We start from the raw sequence: 15993 nt of genomic DNA on the forward strand, positions 1-15993 counted from the left end.
CAGTTGGCCGGTTTTTTATTTGCAGCGACGGTTAGAAGTTGTAACCGACAACCACGTAGTAGCCGAAGCCGGTGGACTTCACGCGCTCGTTCATGAAGAACGGCTGATCGCCATCTTTCCACTGGCCGCCGTTATGGAAGTAACGAGCCACGAAGGAGTAGTGCAGGTGATCGTAGTTCAGCGACAGGATGTGGCTGGACGCGACGGAGTTATTGGTACGGTACTGCTCGTTGCCCAGATCAGAGTCCCAGTCCACGTTGGTGAAACCGATATAGCTCAGTTTACCGCCCCACAGGGAGGTGATTGGCACGAAGTATTTCACCTTGAAGCGGTAGCCATCCCACTCGTTTTCGTTAGACGCACCGTAGTTCTGCCACTGGTACTTGGCATACACGTTCATCGACAGGCTCATTGGCAGGCCAGTGTCGATATCGGTACCCAGACCCATGTACCAGGTACTCTGGCGGTTAGCCTGGTTACGACCCATGTCGTAAATGTAGTTGTTCGCGAAGTACCACTCTTTGAACGGGCCAAAGCTCAGGTCGGTCCCGGTCAGCTTATCGATGGAGAAGCGAGGTTCGATTTCCATAAACAGTGGGGAGCCGTGGTTCCAGATCCCTTTCGCCTGAGTGTTACCGCCGAAGAAGACTGGCGCATCCACGTAGCCGTAGAAATCGAACCAGTCTTTTTTGGCGAACGCTTCATATTCCAGGTAGGTATCGTTGCGCAGCTGCGGCCCGAAACGGGTGTGGTAGCTGCCGACAACGTTAACGCTCTGGTGCCACCAGTCGGAGAGGTATTCGCTGTTTTTTGCTTCTTCTGCGCTGGCAGAGAAAGAGCTGGAAAGCGCCAGAACGGTGCCGGCTGCCAGAATAATTTTTTTCATATTTTTAGCCACTGTTTACGTAATTTTGGTGCGATGCGGATGTGAGATGTCATCCCTGGCCGCGGGTCTCAGGGGAAGGACCATTGCAGCGCGACTATTATAGAAATCCCTGCTCACAAAAATATGTTCTATTTCACATTCTTCTCATATGCGTAATCGATTGCGTTCACGTTTGCGCACATTAAAAACGGCGTGATTGTACCTGCTTCGTCAAATTACGCAAACGTATGCCGGGTTGTTACATGTAAGTGTGATTTGGATCACGCTAGTGCCGGGGTGGTAACGGGGGATTTGCTTCACATATTGTGCGGGGGGTGTGAGAGAGTGTGACAGGCTCTGTTGCCGGGAAATGTCTCTGAGCTACCTTTTCCTTTCAAACCTTCGGCATGAGAGCGGGGGGATTTCACCCCTCACCGCTGCCCTCTCCCTGAGGGGGAGGGGAAAAACGACGGCAGGTAACACGCTCTATTCCTTCCCCCAACTGTCGCGCGGGAAAAACATATTCAGAGGGTTTGATTTATCCCCCCACCCTTTCTGGGAGAGGGGAAGAAGAGAAGCTGCGGTTGAAGTCTGCGCCGGGCAACGGGGTGGCAAGTTATTGCGCGGGGGCTGGCTGTGCGGCAGCAGCTGGCTGAATATCGTGCACGCGCACAAAGCCTAACCTATCGGGCGTGATGCCGGACAGGCGAAGCGGAATCGACACATCGCTCGGGGCGAGAATGCTGGCCGGAGCGTCAATGGGCTGCGTCTGCACGTTAACTTCCTGGAAGTTGTCCGTGGTGCCCTGAATCTGCCCCCATTCTACTTTGCCGCTGAAGGCTGGCAGCGGATCGTTAGACTCCCCTTGAATCAGCAACGTGGCGCGGGTGCCGTTGGCCTCCGCCGCAACGTTCGTCAGCGACATTTTCAGGTTACCAATCTGGCTATTCAGGCGTGCGGCTGTGTTTGAACCCGGCAGCAGGTAAACACCGCTGGTCGACTTCGCATTCAGGGCATTTTGCTGGGTAAGCTTCACCGTTTGTTGGCTAAGTTTGGTCATTTCCTGATTTAACGAACCAATTTGACTGCGCATCTGACGCACTTCAGTTTGCTGGGCGCAAGCGGTCAGGCTCATCAGACTTGAAACCAGGATAATTCTTAAGTAAGTCTTTGTCATGGTTAGTTTTTCCTTGTTAGGGTTCGCTGATTTAAGCGTAGTTCTCCGCGCTTGAAAAGTCATATTTGATGTTGCAGGGTTGGCGCTGTCTTTGTACTCCCGCAACTTCGCGGTAAACTATTGTTCATCTTTATAATCCCAGCAGGAAACGCCATGCATTGCCCATTCTGTTTCGCCGTGGACACCAAAGTTATTGACTCTCGCCTGGTGGGTGAAGGTTCCTCCGTACGCCGTCGGCGCCAGTGCCTGGTTTGTCACGAACGCTTCACGACTTTCGAAGTTGCGGAGCTGGTGATGCCGAGAGTTGTGAAGAGCAATGAAGTGCGCGAGCCGTTTAACGAAGACAAACTGCGCAGCGGCATCCTGAAAGCGCTGGAAAAGCGTCCGGTCAATTCTGATGACGTCGAAATGGCCATCAGCCATATTAAGTCGCACCTTCGAGCAACCGGCGAACGCGAAATCCCGAGTAAACTCATTGGCAACCTGGTGATGGAGCAGCTCAAAAAGCTGGATAAAGTTGCCTATATTCGCTTTGCTTCGGTTTACCGTAGCTTTGAAGATATCAAAGAATTTGGTGAAGAAATCGCCCGTTTACAGGATTAATGCCGATGTCTCTTGATGAACAGTTTATGGCTCGAGCGCTTGAGCTGGCAAAGCGCGGGCGTTTTACCACGGCACCGAACCCAAACGTCGGCTGCGTGATTGTCAAAGACGGCAAAATTGTGGGAGAAGGATTCCACTTTCGCGCCGGGGAACCTCATGCGGAAGTTCACGCTTTGCGCATGGCGGGTGAGCAGGCCCGAGGCGCAACGGCCTATGTCACGCTAGAACCTTGCAGCCACCATGGCCGCACGCCGCCGTGCTGTGATGCCTTAATTGCCGCAGGCGTGTCTCGCGTTGTTGCCGCCATGCAGGATCCTAACCCGCAAGTTGCCGGCCGGGGTCTATACCGCTTGCAGCAGGCGGGTATCGACGTCAGTCATGGCCTGATGATGAACGAAGCCGAAGCGCTTAACCGCGGATTCCTCAAGCGCATGCGCACCGGTTTCCCATTCATCCAGCTTAAACTTGGCGCTTCGCTGGACGGCCGTACCGCGATGGCGAGCGGAGAGAGTAAATGGATTACCTCTCCACTGGCGCGTCGCGATGTGCAGCGCCAGCGCGCCCAAAGTGCTGCGATTCTTTCAAGCGACGCTACCGTATTGGCAGATAACCCTTCATTAACGGTACGCTGGGATGAACTGGATAGCGCCAGCCAGGCCATTTATCCTCAACAGGATTTGCGCCAGCCGATTCGTATTGTGCTGGATCGTCAAAACCGAGTGACGCCGCAGCATCAAATTATTGCTAACCCGGGCCAAACCTGGCTTGCCCGCAGCCAGGCAGATGAACAACACTGGCCGGATGGCGTGGAGCAACTGCTGGTGCCTGAACATAATGGCCACCTTGATTTGGTTGTGTTAATGATGCAGCTTGGCAAACGCCAGGTGAATTCTGTCTGGGTTGAGGCAGGGGCGACTCTCGCCGGCGCGCTGTTGCAGGCAGGGCTGGTGGATGAGCTTATTGTCTACGTGGCACCTAAATTATTAGGCAATGACGCTCGCGGTTTGTGCGAGCTTCCAGGCCTTGAAAAACTTGCTGATGCGCCGGAGTTCAGCTTTAGCGAAGTCCGTCAGGTCGGCCCTGATTTGTGCCTGCATTTGACGCCCATTTACGGACGCCAGTAAAACGTAAGCAGTCACGAAAAGATTATGATAAAATCCGCCCCCCTGCGGGGCTAAACAGAACCCGTAAAGGAAGATTATGAACATTATTGAAGCTGCTGTTGCTACTCCTGACGCTCGCGTCGCCATCACCATCGCGCGTTTTAACAACTTCATCAATGACAGCCTGCTGGAAGGTGCTATCGACGCCCTGAAACGCATTGGCCAGGTGAAAGACAAAAACATCACCGTAGTCTGGGTGCCGGGCGCTTACGAGCTGCCACTGGCCGCTGATGCACTGGCGAAAACCGGTAAATACGATGCTGTTATCGCGCTGGGTACCGTGATTCGCGGAGGCACTGCACACTTCGAATACGTTGCCGGCGGTGCCAGCAACGGTCTGTTAAGCGTAGGCCAGGACAGCGGTATTCCCGTTGCCTTCGGCGTGCTGACCACTGAAAGCATTGAACAAGCCATCGAACGCGCTGGCACCAAAGCCGGTAACAAAGGTGCAGAAGCTGCACTGACCGCGCTTGAAATGATTAATGTATTGAAAGCCATCAAGGCCTGATTTTTGTAAGGGGAAATCCGTGAAACCTGCTGCTCGTCGCCGCGCCCGTGAGTGTGCCGTCCAGGCGCTCTACTCCTGGCAGTTGTCTAAAAACGACATTGCTGATGTCGAATACCAGTTCCTGGCGGAACAGGACGTCAAAGACGTTGACGTTGTCTACTTCCGTGAGCTGCTGAGCGGCGTGGCTACTAACAGCGCGTATCTGGATGGGCTGATGAAGCCTTACCTGTCCCGTCTGCTCGAAGAGCTGGGCCAGGTGGAAAAAGCGGTGCTGCGCATTGCGCTGTTTGAACTGTCCAAACGTGATGATGTGCCATACAAAGTGGCCATCAACGAAGCGATTGAGCTGGCGAAAACCTTCGGTGCCGAAGACAGCCATAAGTTCGTTAACGGTGTTCTCGACAAGGCCGCTCCCGCTATTCGTCCCCACAAGAAGTAATCTCCTGGCCGGGTTTTCCCGGCCTTCTTTTTTCTGCAACTGACATTCCTGAGGTATCACGCATGGCATGCGGTGAGTTTTCCCTGATTGCCCGTTACTTCGATCGCGTTACAAGTTCTCGTCGTGATGTGGAAGCCGGTATTGGCGACGACTGTGCGTTGCTGTCGGTACCCGAAAAACAACTGCTGGCTATCAGCACCGATACGCTGGTTAGCGGCAATCACTTCCTGCCGGATATCGACCCGCGCGATCTAGGCTACAAGGCGCTGGCGGTGAATTTAAGCGATCTGGCTGCAATGGGCGCTGATCCCGCCTGGCTTACGCTTGCGATAACGCTCCCTGAAGTGGATGAACAGTGGCTGGCGGCATTCAGCGATAGCCTGTTTGAGCAGCTGGATTATTACGATATGCAGCTCATTGGCGGCGATACAACCCGTGGCCCACTTTCTTTGACGCTGGGTATTCACGGCATGATCCCGGCAGGCCGGGCGCTGAAGCGCAGCGGTGCAAAAGCCGGGGACTGGATCTATGTCACCGGGACGCCGGGCGACAGCGCGGCGGGTCTTGCCATCCTGCAGGAGCGTCTGCAGGTTGCGAATGCACAGCATGCGGATTATCTGCTTAAGCGGCACCTGCGCCCAACGCCGCGCGTTTTACACGGCCAGGCGCTCCGCGATCTGGCCAATAGCGCTATCGATCTTTCAGACGGTCTGATTTCTGACCTCGGCCATATCCTAAAGGCCAGCGACTGCGGGGCACGTATCGATCTCGATTTGCTGCCGTATTCCGAAGCGTTGCGTGAGCACGTAGAGCCGGAGCAGGCGCTGAAGTGGGCGATGTCCGGGGGCGAAGATTATGAGCTGTGTTTCACCGTGCCGGAGCTAAATCGCGGGGCGCTGGACGTGGCTATCGGGAATCTGGGCGTGCCTTATACCTGTATCGGGCAGATTGTTTCTGCGTCTGAAGGGTTGCAGTTTACCCGTGAAGGGAAGCCGGTGACGCTGGAGATGAAGGGTTACGACCACTTTTCGTAACCGCTGACCGTGACCCTCACCCCAGCCCTCTCCCTAAAAGGGAGAGGGGGCTTAAAGCGGGAAAAGGTTTTCTCCCTCTCCCTTAAAGGGAGAGGGGCTTAAAATGGGAAAAGGTTTTCTCCCTCTCCCTTAAAGGGAGAAGGGCTTAAAGCGGGAAAAGGTTTTCTCCTTCTCCCTTAAAGGGAGAAGGGCTTAAAGCGGGAAAAGGTTTTCTCCCTCTCCCTAAAAGAGAGAGGGGCTTAAAGCGGGAAAGGTTTTTCTCCCTCTCCCTAAAAGGAAGAGCGGGCCTAAAACGGGCAGTGGTTTTCTCCCCCTCCCTAAAAGGGAGAGCGGGCCTAAAACGGGCAATGGTTTTCTCCCCCTCCCTAAAAGGGAGAGCGGGCCTAAAACGGGCAGTGGTTTTCCCCCTCTCCCTAAAAGAGAGAGGGGCTTAAAGCGGGAAAGGTTTTCTCCCCCTCCCTAAAAGGGAGAGCGGGCTTAAAACGGACAGTGGTTTTCTCCCTCTCCCTCAGGGAGAGGGGTGGGGTGAGGGACACTATTTATATCCTGCCACCGGATGACGCTGATAAAGCGTCTCCAGCTCGGCAATCTCCTGCGGCTTCAGCGTTAAATCTACCGCACCAAGCAGGTCGTCCAGTTGCTCCAGCCGCGAAGGCCCGACAACTGGCGCGGCAATGCCCGGCTTGCTGAGCAGCCAGGCCAGCGCCACCTGTGCGCGCGAAGCATCTTTATCGGCCGCGACATTTGCCAGCCGCTCGGCGATAAGCGCGTCATTTTCGTTATTGGTCTGGTACAGCGATTTTCCCACTTCGTCCGAGACAGATCTTGCCGTGGTATCTCCCCACGGGCGGGTAAGCTTGCCGCGCGCCAGCGGGCTCCAGGGGATCACCGCGATTTTTTCTTTGTAACACAGCGGCAGCATCTCCAGCTCTTCTTCGCGGTAAATCAGGTTGTAGTGATCCTGCATGGTGACAAACCGCGCCCAGCCTTCGTGAGACTGCAGGGCGAGAGCCTGAGCGAACTGATCGCTGCGCATTGAAGAAGCGCCGATATAGCGTGCTTTACCGGCCTTAACCACCTCGTTAAGTGCCTCTAGCGTCTCTTCAATGGGCGTGCTGTAGTCCCAGCGGTGGATTTGTAGCAGGTCAACGTAGTCGGTGCCGAGCCGTTTCAGGCTGTCGTCAATCGCACGCAGGATCTGCGGACGGGAAAGCCCCTGCGGGAGATCGCCGACTTTGTTGTAAACCTTCGTGGCAACCACAACGTCCTGACGGCGAGCGAAATCACGCAGCGCACGGCCCAAAATTTCTTCACTGCTGCCGTCGGAATAGTTATTTGAGGTATCAAAGAAATTAATCCCTTTTTCCAGCGCGTGGCGGATTATCTCCCGGCTGCTCTCTTCGGGCAGCGTCCAGGCGTGGCTGCCGCGATCCGGTTCGCCAAAGGTCATACAGCCGAGGCAAAGGCGGGAGACAGTAAGGTCGGTGGTGCCTAACGGATTGTATTGCACGATGTCGCTCCTGCTTATGTTGTAGGGTTATCCTAAAAGCATAGCAGGCTGTACTCGTCATACTTCAAACCACAGCGATGTTGGCGGCGCTCTCATACCCGAATAGCTTACCTGAGTAAGCTCATCGGGATATGTTCACTTGCCGTCGTGCTGTGGGCTGAATTATTTACTGTACGGTTGAAGTTAACTTACCCAGCTCCGGATCTTAGCTTCGATCCCCGCCGCATCCAGGCCGATTGCCGCGCGCGCTTCTTCCTGAGTGCCCTGAGGAATGAAGAAGTCAGGCAGACCAAGGTTAAGTACCGGCACCGGTTTGCGGTGCGCCATCAGCACTTCGTTCACGCCGCTACCGGCGCCGCCCATAATGGCATTTTCTTCAATCGTTACCAGTGAATCGTGGCTGGCGGCAAGGTCCAGAATCAGAGCTTCATCCAGAGGCTTAACAAACCGCATATCGACCAGCGTGGCGTTCAGCGTTTCGGCCACCGCTGCGGCTTCCGGCAGTAAGGTACCAAAGTTGAGCAGCGCAATTTTTTCGCCTTCGCGTTTTACAATGCCTTTACCAATCGGCAGCTCCGCGAGAGGTTCCAGCTCGGCGCCGGTTCCGCTACCCCGCGGATAGCGCACGGCGCTTGGGCCTTCGCTATAGTGGTAGCCGGTATGCAGCATCTGGCGACATTCGTTTTCGTCGCTTGGGGTCATGATAACCATGTCCGGAATGCAGCGCAGGAAGGAGATATCAAAAGCCCCCTGGTGCGTTTGGCCGTCAGCGCCGACAATCCCTGCCCGATCGATGGCGAACATCACCGGCAGCTTCTGGATCGCCACATCGTGAATCACCTGGTCGTAAGCTCGCTGCAGGAAGGTGGAGTAGATTGCGACAACCGGCTTATAGCCGCCAATTGCCAGGCCAGCCGCGAAAGTCACCGCGTGCTGTTCGGCAATCGCCACGTCAAAATATTGGTCAGGATACTGGCGCGAAAACTCTACCATGCCGGAACCTTCACGCATGGCCGGGGTGATGGCCATCAGCTTGTCATCGTGAGCTGCGGTTTCGCACAGCCAGTTGCCGAAAATCTTCGAATAGCTCGGCAGCCCGCCGGTGCTTTTCGGCAGCGTCCCGCTCTGTGGATCGAACTTCGGTACCGCGTGGAAGCTGATCGGATCTTTTTCCGCCGGCGCGTAGCCACGCCCTTTTTTGGTCATGATATGCAGGAACTGCGGGCCTTTCAGGCTGCGCATGTTCTTCAGCGTATTCACCAGGCCAATCACATCATGCCCGTCGATGGGGCCGATGTAGTTAAAGCCGAGTTCTTCAAACAGCGTGCCCGGCACGACCATGCCTTTGATATGCTCTTCGGTGCGCTTTAGCAGCTCTTTAATCGGCGGCACGCCGGAGAAGACTTTCTTGCCGCCTTCGCGCAGCGTGGAGTAAAGCTTGCCGGACAGCAGCTGCGCCAGGTGGTTATTCAGCGCGCCAACGTTCTCGGAAATCGACATCTCGTTATCGTTAAGCACGACCAGCATGTCCGGGCGAATATCCCCCGCGTGGTTCATCGCTTCGAAGGCCATACCGGCGGTAATTGCGCCGTCGCCAATCACGCAGACGGTTTTACGGTCTTTCCCTTCTTTTTCTGCGGCAACGGCGATCCCGATACCTGCGCTGATAGAGGTCGAGGAGTGACCCACGCTCAGCACGTCGTACTCGCTTTCCGCCCGCCATGGGAACGGATGCAGGCCACCTTTCTGGCGAATGGTGCCAATCTTATCGCGGCGGCCGGTCAGGATTTTGTGCGGATAGGCCTGGTGGCCTACGTCCCAGATGAGTTGATCAAACGGCGTGTTATACACGTAATGCAGCGCCACGGTCAGTTCGACCGTGCCGAGGCCGGAGGCAAAGTGCCCGCTGGAGCGGCTTACGCTGTCGAGCAGATAACGGCGCAGCTCATCGCAAAGCTTAGGTAAGCTCTCCTTAGGCAGCACTCGCAGATCCGGGCTGGCATCAACCAGAGCGAGGGTCGGGTATTTGGCGATATCAAAACTCATCAGAAATCTAAACTCATCGTTGTTATACGTTATTTATCACGGTGGATAATGTAGTTGGCTAACGCTTCCAGTGCCGCCGTGTCCAGCGACAGCTCAGCAAGCTCGGCCAGAGCCTGCAGTGCTTCCTGATAAAGATCCTGCGCTTTTGCCTGCGCCTGTTCAAGCCCCAGCAGCGCCGGATAAGTACTTTTGCCCAACTGCTGGTCGGCGCCCTGGCGTTTGCCCAGGGTGGCGGTATCGCCGATCACGTCCAGAATGTCATCCTGAACCTGGAAAGCGAGGCCGATGCTTGCGGCATAGCGGTCCAGAACTGGCAGGGCTTTACGGCCTGCTTCACCGGCGCTTAGCGCGCCCAGGCGAACGGCTGAGCGAATCAATGCTCCGGTTTTATGGCGGTGAATGCGCTCCAGGGAGGCAAGATCAACCTGCTTGCCTTCGGCTTCTAAATCCAGCGCCTGGCCGCCACACATCCCGGCAACGCCGCTGGCAGTGGCAAGTTCCGAAACCATAGCCAAGCGATCGGCAATGGCAACGCCGGGCATCGGTGCATCACTCAGTATAGAAAACGCCAGCGTTTGCAGGGCGTCTCCGGCCAAAATGGCATTCTCTTCGCCAAATTTAATGTGACAGGTCGGCTGCCCGCGACGTAAATCGTCGTTGTCCATGGCCGGTAAATCATCGTGAATCAGGGAATAGGCGTGAATGCATTCCACTGCCGCCGCCGGGGCGTCGAGTGCTTCATCGGCGACGCCGAACATTTCGCCGGTGGCGTACACCAGGAACGGACGCAGGCGTTTGCCGCCCAATAATGCGCCATAGTGCATCGCTTCAACCAGTGGACTGTTCTGAAACGGCTGCGGAGCCAGGAAACGCGCAATAGCGTCGTTAACCCGCACAACATGGGCCTGAAGCTGTTGATTAAAATCCATATTACTCGGCGTCCGGGGTAAAGGGAGTCAGAGGGGCGTCTTCGCTGTCGCTCAGTAAGATCTGTACGCGCTGCTCTGCCTGCTGGAGTTTCACTTGCCCCTGGCGAGCGAGCTGTACGCCGCGCTCAAATTCGTTTAACGCTTCTTCAAGGGCGAGATCGCCGCTTTCCAGACGAGTAACTATTTGCTCCAGTTCGACCAGCGCGGTTTCGAAGCTGGCCGGAGATTCAGTTTTTTTCGGCATGGTGAATGTCTGACTCTGTTTTAATTCGACGCCGACATGGTAGCGGAGTCAATGTGATTATCAAGCTAGCTCGTGCAAGTCGGTTAAGGTGCGCAGTCTTTGTGGGATGGTGGTATACTTCCGCGCCTTGGATGCAGGTGGCATGACGCCGCTGCAAGTACTTCTTTTTATGCCCGCGTGCTGCGCAGCCAGCCCGGCTGACTAAACGAACCCTTACCGCCATGAAGTTTATCATTAAATTGTTCCCGGAAATCACCATCAAGAGCCAATCTGTGCGCATACGCTTTATTAAGATGCTCACCGGGAATATTCGTAACGTTTTAAAACACTACGATGAGAGCCTGGCGGTTGTTCGCCACTGGGACAACATTGAAGTTCGCGCCAAAGATGAAAACCAGCGTATCGCCATTCGTGAAGCGCTGACCCGCATTCCGGGTATCCACCACATTCTTGAAGTTGAAGATGTGCCGTACACCGACATGCACAATATCTTTGAGCAGGCTCTGGAGCTGTACCGCGACAAGCTGGAAGGGAAAAGCTTCTGCGTGCGCGTAAAACGCCGTGGAAAACACGAATTTAGCTCCATTGAAGTCGAGCGCTATGTTGGCGGCGGCCTGAATCAACACATCGAATCCGCGCGCGTTAAGCTCAACGATCCGGACGTCACGGTTAATCTTGAGATCGAAAACGATCGCCTGCTGCTGGTTAAAGGTCGCTATGAAGGCATCGGCGGTTTCCCAATCGGTACTCAGGAAGATGTACTGTCGCTGATTTCTGGTGGTTTCGATTCCGGTGTTTCCAGCTACATGCTGATGCGCCGCGGCTGCCGCGTGCATTATTGCTTCTTCAACCTGGGCGGTGCCGCCCACGAGATCGGCGTGAAGCAGGTGGCACACTACCTGTGGAACCGCTTCGGCAGCTCCCACCGCGTGCGCTTTGTCGCGATTAACTTTGAGCCAGTGGTCGGCGAGATCCTGGAGAAAGTGGAAGACGGGCAGATGGGCGTGGTGCTGAAACGTATGTTTGTGCGTGCCGCCTCTCAGGTTGCCGAGCGCTATGGCGTTCAGGCTTTGGTGACCGGCGAAGCGTTAGGCCAGGTGTCCAGCCAGACCCTGACCAACCTGCGCCTGATCGACAACGTCTCCGATACGCTGATCCTGCGCCCGCTTATCTCCCACGACAAAGAACACATTATCGATCTGGCGCGTGAAATCGGTACCGCGGATTTTGCCCGCACCATGCCGGAGTACTGCGGCGTGATCTCGAAAAGCCCGACCGTAAAAGCGGTGAAGGCGAAGATTGAAGAAGAAGAGCAGAAGTTTGACTTCTCGATTCTGGATCGCGTGGTTGCCGAAGCGACCAATATCGATATCCGCGATATTGCGACGCAGACGCAGCAGGAAGTGGTGGAAGTCGAAACGGTTAATGCGTTTGGGGCAAACGAGGTGCTGCTGGACATTCGTTCCAACGACGAAGTCGATGAGAAACCTTTTGCGCTGGAAGGCGTTGAGGTCGTGGCGCTGCCGTTCTACAAGCTGAGCACCCAATTTTCCTCCCTCGACCAGAGCAAAACCTACCTGCTGTGGTGTGAGCGTGGGGTGATGAGCCGCCTGCAGGCGCTGTACCTGAGCGAGCAGGGCTTTAAGAATATTAAGGTTTATCGCCCGTAAAGGACTGACCCTCACCCCGGCCCTCTCCCTAAAAGGGAGAGGGAGAATTCTGGTTAGCTCGCTTCCTCAAAGGATAGGGGGGACACCGTTCTGGTGCCCTCGCTCCTTTGGAGAGAGGACGAATTCTGGTTAGCTTGCTTCCTCAAAGGAGAGGGGGAACACCGTTCTGGTTCCCTCGCGCCTTTGGGGAGAGGGTTAGGGTGAGGGGCTCTTACTGATAATCCCTGAAGCTGTAAATCCCTGCCGCCAGCACCAGCTGCTGCGACACTTCATGAGCCTTTTCGCGGCTCACCAGCAAATCAATAATCTTGAGCGCAAAATCAATGGCGGTTCCCGGCCCCTGGCTGGTGAGCAGGTTCACTCGTGGGTCCCAGACGACGCGTTTATCCTGCCATTGCCCTTCGGGAATGGTGTCCTTCAGGTCTGGAAAACCTGTCATATTGCCTATCGGGAACAGTTCGTGCGGGACCAGCACCGTGCCTGCTGCTGCGCAAATGGCGGCAACGATACGGCCAGACAGGTGAAACTGGCGCACGGTCTCGATCAACAGCGGACTGTCGCGGAAGCATTCGGCACCTTTCAGGCCGCCGGGGAGCACCACGATATCGAAATCGCCGTCGGCCACTTCAACCAGCGGCGCGTCGGCCAGTAATTTCACGCCGCGTGAGCAAACAATTTTCAGGTCGCCATCGGGGGCGACGCTTGCCGTTGTCACCTTGATCCCGGCGCGAACCAGCAGATCGATAGTGGTGACAGCTTCAGTCTCTTCAGTGCCAGGTGCCAGGCAGACCAGCGCTTGTGCGCTCATATTCATTCTCCTTACGTTTAACCCGCTCATAGAGCCGGGCGTTCACCGGGACAGGGACGCCGTGAGCTCTCGCTCTGCGCAGCAGGTAGCCGGTGATATAGTCAATTTCCGTGTGGCGCTCCAGGCGGATGTCCTGCAGCATTGATGAGGTGTTTTCTGCCGTGCTTTCAATCACCTGCCCGACATAATCCAGCAGGCTTTCGGGCGAGGTATGATGGCCCTCGCGCGTCATTACCTGCGCCACTTCTTCACAAATGCTGGTCACCTCATCAAGATGATTCTTCAGCTCGCCGTTAGCGCAGTTGTACAGTGCGGTTAGCGGGTTTATCACGCAGTTTACCGCAAGTTTGTTCCAGCTGGCTGGCTGGATATTGTTATGCCACGCCACATCGGGCAGGGCAGCCTGCAGCATATCAGCGAGGTAGCTGTAGTCGCTGGCTTTGGCGTTACCTGGCCCAACGTGAGTGATGCCGGAAGCGACGTGAACAATAACATTCCCGTCTCTTTTGGCTGCCTGAGTGGTTAACCCGAGCAGCAAAGGTTGGCGCAGGCCGCTTAGCTCATCCAGCGTCCCCATCCCGTTATGCAGCAGCAATATCGGGCAGCCTGAAGGGAGCTTTGCGGCCAGGGTGCGCACGGCATCGGAAACCTGCCACGCTTTGAGCGTCACTAACAGGAGGTCGCTGTTGGCAAGAAACTCGGGGTCGTTAGCGGTAAAGGAGTCGTTAAAGACGCTGCCATCGGTATTATCGAGCAGATTGACGTGGCAATACGGCTGCGGCACTCGCAGCCAGCCCTGAAGCTCATGCCCTTGCTTGTGAAGTGCGGTCAACCATAGCTGACCCAGCGCACCGCAACCCAGCACGGTGATTTTCATTATTGCCTCCCCATTCGCACACTACGCGAATGCTAAACTTACTTTCTATTATAGCGTTATCGGCTTTCCGGCTCTTTAACAGGTTGTTTTGCGCAGCCCAGCGGGTATTATGCAACGCAAACCAGAGAGGGAGAAAACACATGCCATCTTTTGATATCGTTTCTGAAATCGACCTGCAGGAAGTGAACAACGCGGTAGAGAACGCCGAGCGCGAGCTGGCGACCCGTTTTGACTTCCGTAACGTGCCGGCGAGCTTTGAGCTGAATGAAAAAAATCAGACCATCAAAGTTGCCAGCGAATCTGACTTCCAGGTAAACCAACTGCTGGATATTCTGCGGGCCAAACTGCTGAAGCGCGGCATCGAAGGCAGCTCTATCGATGTGCCTGAAGAGTTTGTTCACAGCGGCAAAACCTGGAGCGTGGAAGCTAAGCTGAAACAGGGTATTGAAGCAAGCGTTGCCAAGAAAATCATTAAGCTGATTAAAGACAGCAAGCTGAAGGTTCAGACCCAGATCCAGGGCGAAGAGATCCGCGTGACGGGTAAAGCTCGCGATGATTTACAGGCCGTAATGGCGCTGATTCGTGGCGGCAATCTGGGGCAGCCGTTCCAGTTTAAGAACTTCCGCGACTAACGGTTAGGGGCGTTTACGCCCCTTTCACCACCTGTTCAATTTCATATCTGTTCGTCAGCTTGCTGTCGATTTTCACATACGCGCTGCGTTCTTCCGGAATGATATTCGCTTCACTCACGCCCGGCTGAGCCAGAAGCCTTTCACGCAAATGCCTATCGTTCACGCTGCTTTCCGGCAGCTCAATACGCAGACTGCTGACATACGGTGGCTCCTGCATTGTCCAACTGACGAATAGCCAAACCATCGCCAGCACCGCGCCCGCGAGAAACACGGTTTGCGAATCAAACAGCCCGTTCAGCCAGCCGCCGAGTGACCCGCCAATGGCCACGCCGATAAACTGGCTGGTGGAATAGATGCCCATTGCGGTGCCTTTGTAGCCCGCCGGAGATTCTTTGCTGATAAGCGAAGGCAGAATCGCTTCCATCAGGTTAAAGGCGAGGAAGAACAGCTGCACGCCAATCACCAGATCCCAGAAGTGCGGACCCGCGCCCCAAAGCACGATCTCAGCAATCAGCAACACCGCCACGCAGCCCACAAAGACGTGCTTCATGCGGCGCTTAACTTCGGCATAGATGATGAACGGCACCACCGAAACAAACGAAATCAGCATGGTGCAAAGGTACACTTTCCAGTGCTGAGCGGCCGGAAAGCCCGCCTGTTCAAGCTGGCCTGGCAGGGCGACAAAGGTGGACATCAGCATGATGTGCAGGCACATAATGCCGAAATTCAGCTTTAGCAGCTTCGGCTCCATAATCACTTTGCGGAAGCAGCCTTTAACCATCCCCGATTCGCGGTTTAGCACATGCGTTTCGGTATTCGGAACCAGCCAAATGGTAATCAGAATGCCGCAGGTGGCTAAGACGGCAATCATCCAGAACAGCGCCTGCAGGCCAAGCGCCTGAGTAATTATCGGGCCGAGTACCATCGCGATGGCGAACGTCACCCCGAAGCTGACGCCGATAAAAGCCATAGCTTTGGTTCGGTTCTGTTCGCGGGTCAGGTCGGAAAGCAGCGCCATTACCGCGGCTGCGATTGCGCCGGAGCCTTGCAGCGCACGGCCTAAAATTACGCCCCAGATGGTGTCGCTCAGGGCGGCGATAATGCTGCCGAGCACAAAGATAGCCAGCCCGCCGACGATAAGCGGTTTGCGGCCAATACGGTCAGAAAGCAGGCCAAAAGGAATCTGGAAGACGGCCTGCGCCAGGCCATAAATACCGATTGCCAGGCCGATGAGCGCTTCGCTTGCGCCCTGCAGCGCCATACCCCAGGTGGTCAGAACCGGCAATACCATAAACATACCCAGCATACGCAGGGAAAACACGGTGCCTAAACCCCACGTCGCACGCAGCTCGACGGGCGTCATTTTGTAATCGTTCATTACCACCTCAGATAAAAAGTCGGCCTTAGTGTAGTGCGAGGGCAGGGGAGGGTAAATCGATAGTTATTTAACAGATATTACAGGGCGGGTGCTTTGATGATACTGATAAA

16 protein-coding genes are annotated in these 15993 nt (G+C 55.4%); 7 read left to right on the top strand and 9 right to left on the bottom strand.

Annotated features, from left to right (window positions below):
• Window positions 1-31: 31 nt before the first annotated feature.
• Both VW41_04740 and VW41_04745 read right to left on the bottom strand, forming a co-directional pair.
• Window positions 32-886 carry a nucleoside-specific channel-forming protein Tsx gene (locus VW41_04740; GenBank protein AJZ88397.1) on the bottom strand — a complete coding sequence of 285 codons (855 nt, stop codon included), beginning with the start codon at window positions 884-886 and terminating at the stop codon, window positions 32-34.
• A gap of 595 nt (window positions 887-1481) precedes the next feature.
• Window positions 1482-2042: a lipoprotein gene (locus tag VW41_04745; protein AJZ88398.1), complete on the bottom strand. Its 561-nt coding sequence runs from the start codon at window positions 2040-2042 to the stop codon at window positions 1482-1484.
• 153 nt (window positions 2043-2195) lie between these two features.
• Between VW41_04745 and VW41_04750 the strand changes: the two genes are divergently transcribed.
• The 5 genes from VW41_04750 (at window position 2196) to VW41_04770 (ending at window position 5789) form a co-directional block, all read left to right on the top strand.
• Window positions 2196-2645, top strand: a complete 450-nt coding sequence (locus tag VW41_04750) for an NrdR family transcriptional regulator (protein AJZ88399.1) — start codon at window positions 2196-2198, stop codon at window positions 2643-2645.
• 5 nt (window positions 2646-2650) lie between these two features.
• Window positions 2651-3769, top strand: a complete 1119-nt coding sequence (gene ribD / locus VW41_04755; GenBank protein ID AJZ88400.1) for a 5-amino-6-(5-phosphoribosylamino)uracil reductase — start codon at window positions 2651-2653, stop codon at window positions 3767-3769.
• 76 nt (window positions 3770-3845) lie between these two features.
• A complete protein-coding gene (gene ribH / locus VW41_04760) occupies window positions 3846-4316 on the top strand; it encodes a 6,7-dimethyl-8-ribityllumazine synthase (protein AJZ88401.1) in 471 nt (156 codons plus the stop codon).
• A 19-nt stretch (window positions 4317-4335) separates the two neighbouring features.
• On the top strand, window positions 4336-4755 hold the full coding sequence (gene nusB / locus VW41_04765) for a transcription antiterminator NusB (protein AJZ88402.1): 420 nt from the start codon (window positions 4336-4338) through the stop codon (window positions 4753-4755).
• Between the two features lie 62 nt (window positions 4756-4817).
• Window positions 4818-5789 carry a thiamine monophosphate kinase gene (locus VW41_04770; protein AJZ88403.1) on the top strand — a complete coding sequence of 324 codons (972 nt, stop codon included), beginning with the start codon at window positions 4818-4820 and terminating at the stop codon, window positions 5787-5789.
• 535 nt (window positions 5790-6324) lie between these two features.
• Here VW41_04770 and VW41_04775 read toward each other — a convergent pair.
• From VW41_04775 to VW41_04790, 4 genes are all read right to left on the bottom strand, one after another.
• Complete coding sequence (locus VW41_04775) at window positions 6325-7299, bottom strand: oxidoreductase (protein AJZ88404.1); 975 nt, start codon at window positions 7297-7299, stop codon at window positions 6325-6327.
• Window positions 7300-7482: 183 nt separating this feature from the next.
• Window positions 7483-9345, bottom strand: a complete 1863-nt coding sequence (locus tag VW41_04780) for a 1-deoxy-D-xylulose-5-phosphate synthase (protein AJZ88405.1) — start codon at window positions 9343-9345, stop codon at window positions 7483-7485.
• A 29-nt stretch (window positions 9346-9374) separates the two neighbouring features.
• Window positions 9375-10274, bottom strand: a complete 900-nt coding sequence (locus tag VW41_04785; protein AJZ88406.1) for a geranyl transferase — start codon at window positions 10272-10274, stop codon at window positions 9375-9377.
• Between the two features lies 1 nt (window position 10275).
• On the bottom strand, window positions 10276-10518 hold the full coding sequence (locus tag VW41_04790) for an exodeoxyribonuclease VII small subunit (GenBank protein ID AJZ88407.1): 243 nt from the start codon (window positions 10516-10518) through the stop codon (window positions 10276-10278).
• A gap of 221 nt (window positions 10519-10739) precedes the next feature.
• On the opposite strand from VW41_04790, the gene VW41_04795 reads away from it, so the two are divergent.
• A complete protein-coding gene (locus tag VW41_04795) occupies window positions 10740-12188 on the top strand; it encodes a tRNA s(4)U8 sulfurtransferase (protein AJZ88408.1) in 1449 nt (482 codons plus the stop codon).
• A gap of 211 nt (window positions 12189-12399) precedes the next feature.
• On the opposite strand, the gene VW41_04800 is transcribed toward VW41_04795, so the two are convergent.
• Both VW41_04800 and VW41_04805 read right to left on the bottom strand, forming a co-directional pair.
• The gene (locus tag VW41_04800; protein ID AJZ88409.1) at window positions 12400-12996 is read right to left on the bottom strand and encodes an oxidative-stress-resistance chaperone; all 597 of its coding nucleotides are present in this window, start codon (window positions 12994-12996) and stop codon (window positions 12400-12402) included.
• The gene (locus tag VW41_04805; GenBank protein ID AJZ88410.1) at window positions 12956-13873 is read right to left on the bottom strand and encodes a 2-dehydropantoate 2-reductase; all 918 of its coding nucleotides are present in this window, start codon (window positions 13871-13873) and stop codon (window positions 12956-12958) included. Before VW41_04805 ends, VW41_04800 begins: the two co-directional genes overlap by 41 nt.
• Window positions 13874-14013: 140 nt before the next feature.
• Here VW41_04805 and VW41_04810 point away from each other — a divergent pair, with 140 nt between their 5' ends.
• Window positions 14014-14505 carry a nucleotide-binding protein gene (locus VW41_04810; GenBank protein ID AJZ88411.1) on the top strand — a complete coding sequence of 164 codons (492 nt, stop codon included), beginning with the start codon at window positions 14014-14016 and terminating at the stop codon, window positions 14503-14505.
• Window positions 14506-14518: 13 nt separating this feature from the next.
• Here VW41_04810 and VW41_04815 read toward each other — a convergent pair whose 3' ends face one another.
• The gene (locus VW41_04815) at window positions 14519-15883 is read right to left on the bottom strand and encodes a membrane protein (protein ID AJZ88412.1); all 1365 of its coding nucleotides are present in this window, start codon (window positions 15881-15883) and stop codon (window positions 14519-14521) included.
• Window positions 15884-15993 lie beyond the last annotated feature (110 nt).

Origin of the sequence: Klebsiella michiganensis (assembly GCA_000963575.1) — a bacterium.
In the GTDB taxonomy this organism is placed as follows: Bacteria; Pseudomonadota; Gammaproteobacteria; order Enterobacterales; family Enterobacteriaceae; genus Cedecea; species Cedecea michiganensis_A.

Bases quoted from the DNA above. Each gene is read 5' to 3' on its own strand.
- VW41_04810 (AJZ88411.1), top strand. From the start codon at position 14,014: ATGCCATCTTTTGATATCGTTTCTGAAATCGACCTGCAGGAAGTGAAC.
- VW41_04800 (AJZ88409.1), bottom strand. From the start codon at position 12,996: ATGAGCGCACAAGCGCTGGTCTGCCTGGCACCTGGCACTGAAGAGACT.
- VW41_04785 (AJZ88406.1), bottom strand. From the start codon at position 10,274: ATGGATTTTAATCAACAGCTTCAGGCCCATGTTGTGCGGGTTAACGAC.
- VW41_04795 (AJZ88408.1), top strand. From the start codon at position 10,740: ATGAAGTTTATCATTAAATTGTTCCCGGAAATCACCATCAAGAGCCAA.
- VW41_04770 (AJZ88403.1), top strand. From the start codon at position 4,818: ATGGCATGCGGTGAGTTTTCCCTGATTGCCCGTTACTTCGATCGCGTT.
- VW41_04740 (AJZ88397.1), bottom strand. From the start codon at position 886: ATGAAAAAAATTATTCTGGCAGCCGGCACCGTTCTGGCGCTTTCCAGC.
- ribD (AJZ88400.1), top strand. From the start codon at position 2,651: ATGTCTCTTGATGAACAGTTTATGGCTCGAGCGCTTGAGCTGGCAAAG.
- ribH (AJZ88401.1), top strand. From the start codon at position 3,846: ATGAACATTATTGAAGCTGCTGTTGCTACTCCTGACGCTCGCGTCGCC.
- VW41_04750 (AJZ88399.1), top strand. From the start codon at position 2,196: ATGCATTGCCCATTCTGTTTCGCCGTGGACACCAAAGTTATTGACTCT.
- VW41_04790 (AJZ88407.1), bottom strand. From the start codon at position 10,518: ATGCCGAAAAAAACTGAATCTCCGGCCAGCTTCGAAACCGCGCTGGTC.
- VW41_04805 (AJZ88410.1), bottom strand. From the start codon at position 13,873: ATGAAAATCACCGTGCTGGGTTGCGGTGCGCTGGGTCAGCTATGGTTG.
- VW41_04815 (AJZ88412.1), bottom strand. From the start codon at position 15,883: ATGAACGATTACAAAATGACGCCCGTCGAGCTGCGTGCGACGTGGGGT.
- VW41_04780 (AJZ88405.1), bottom strand. From the start codon at position 9,345: ATGAGTTTTGATATCGCCAAATACCCGACCCTCGCTCTGGTTGATGCC.
- VW41_04745 (AJZ88398.1), bottom strand. From the start codon at position 2,042: ATGACAAAGACTTACTTAAGAATTATCCTGGTTTCAAGTCTGATGAGC.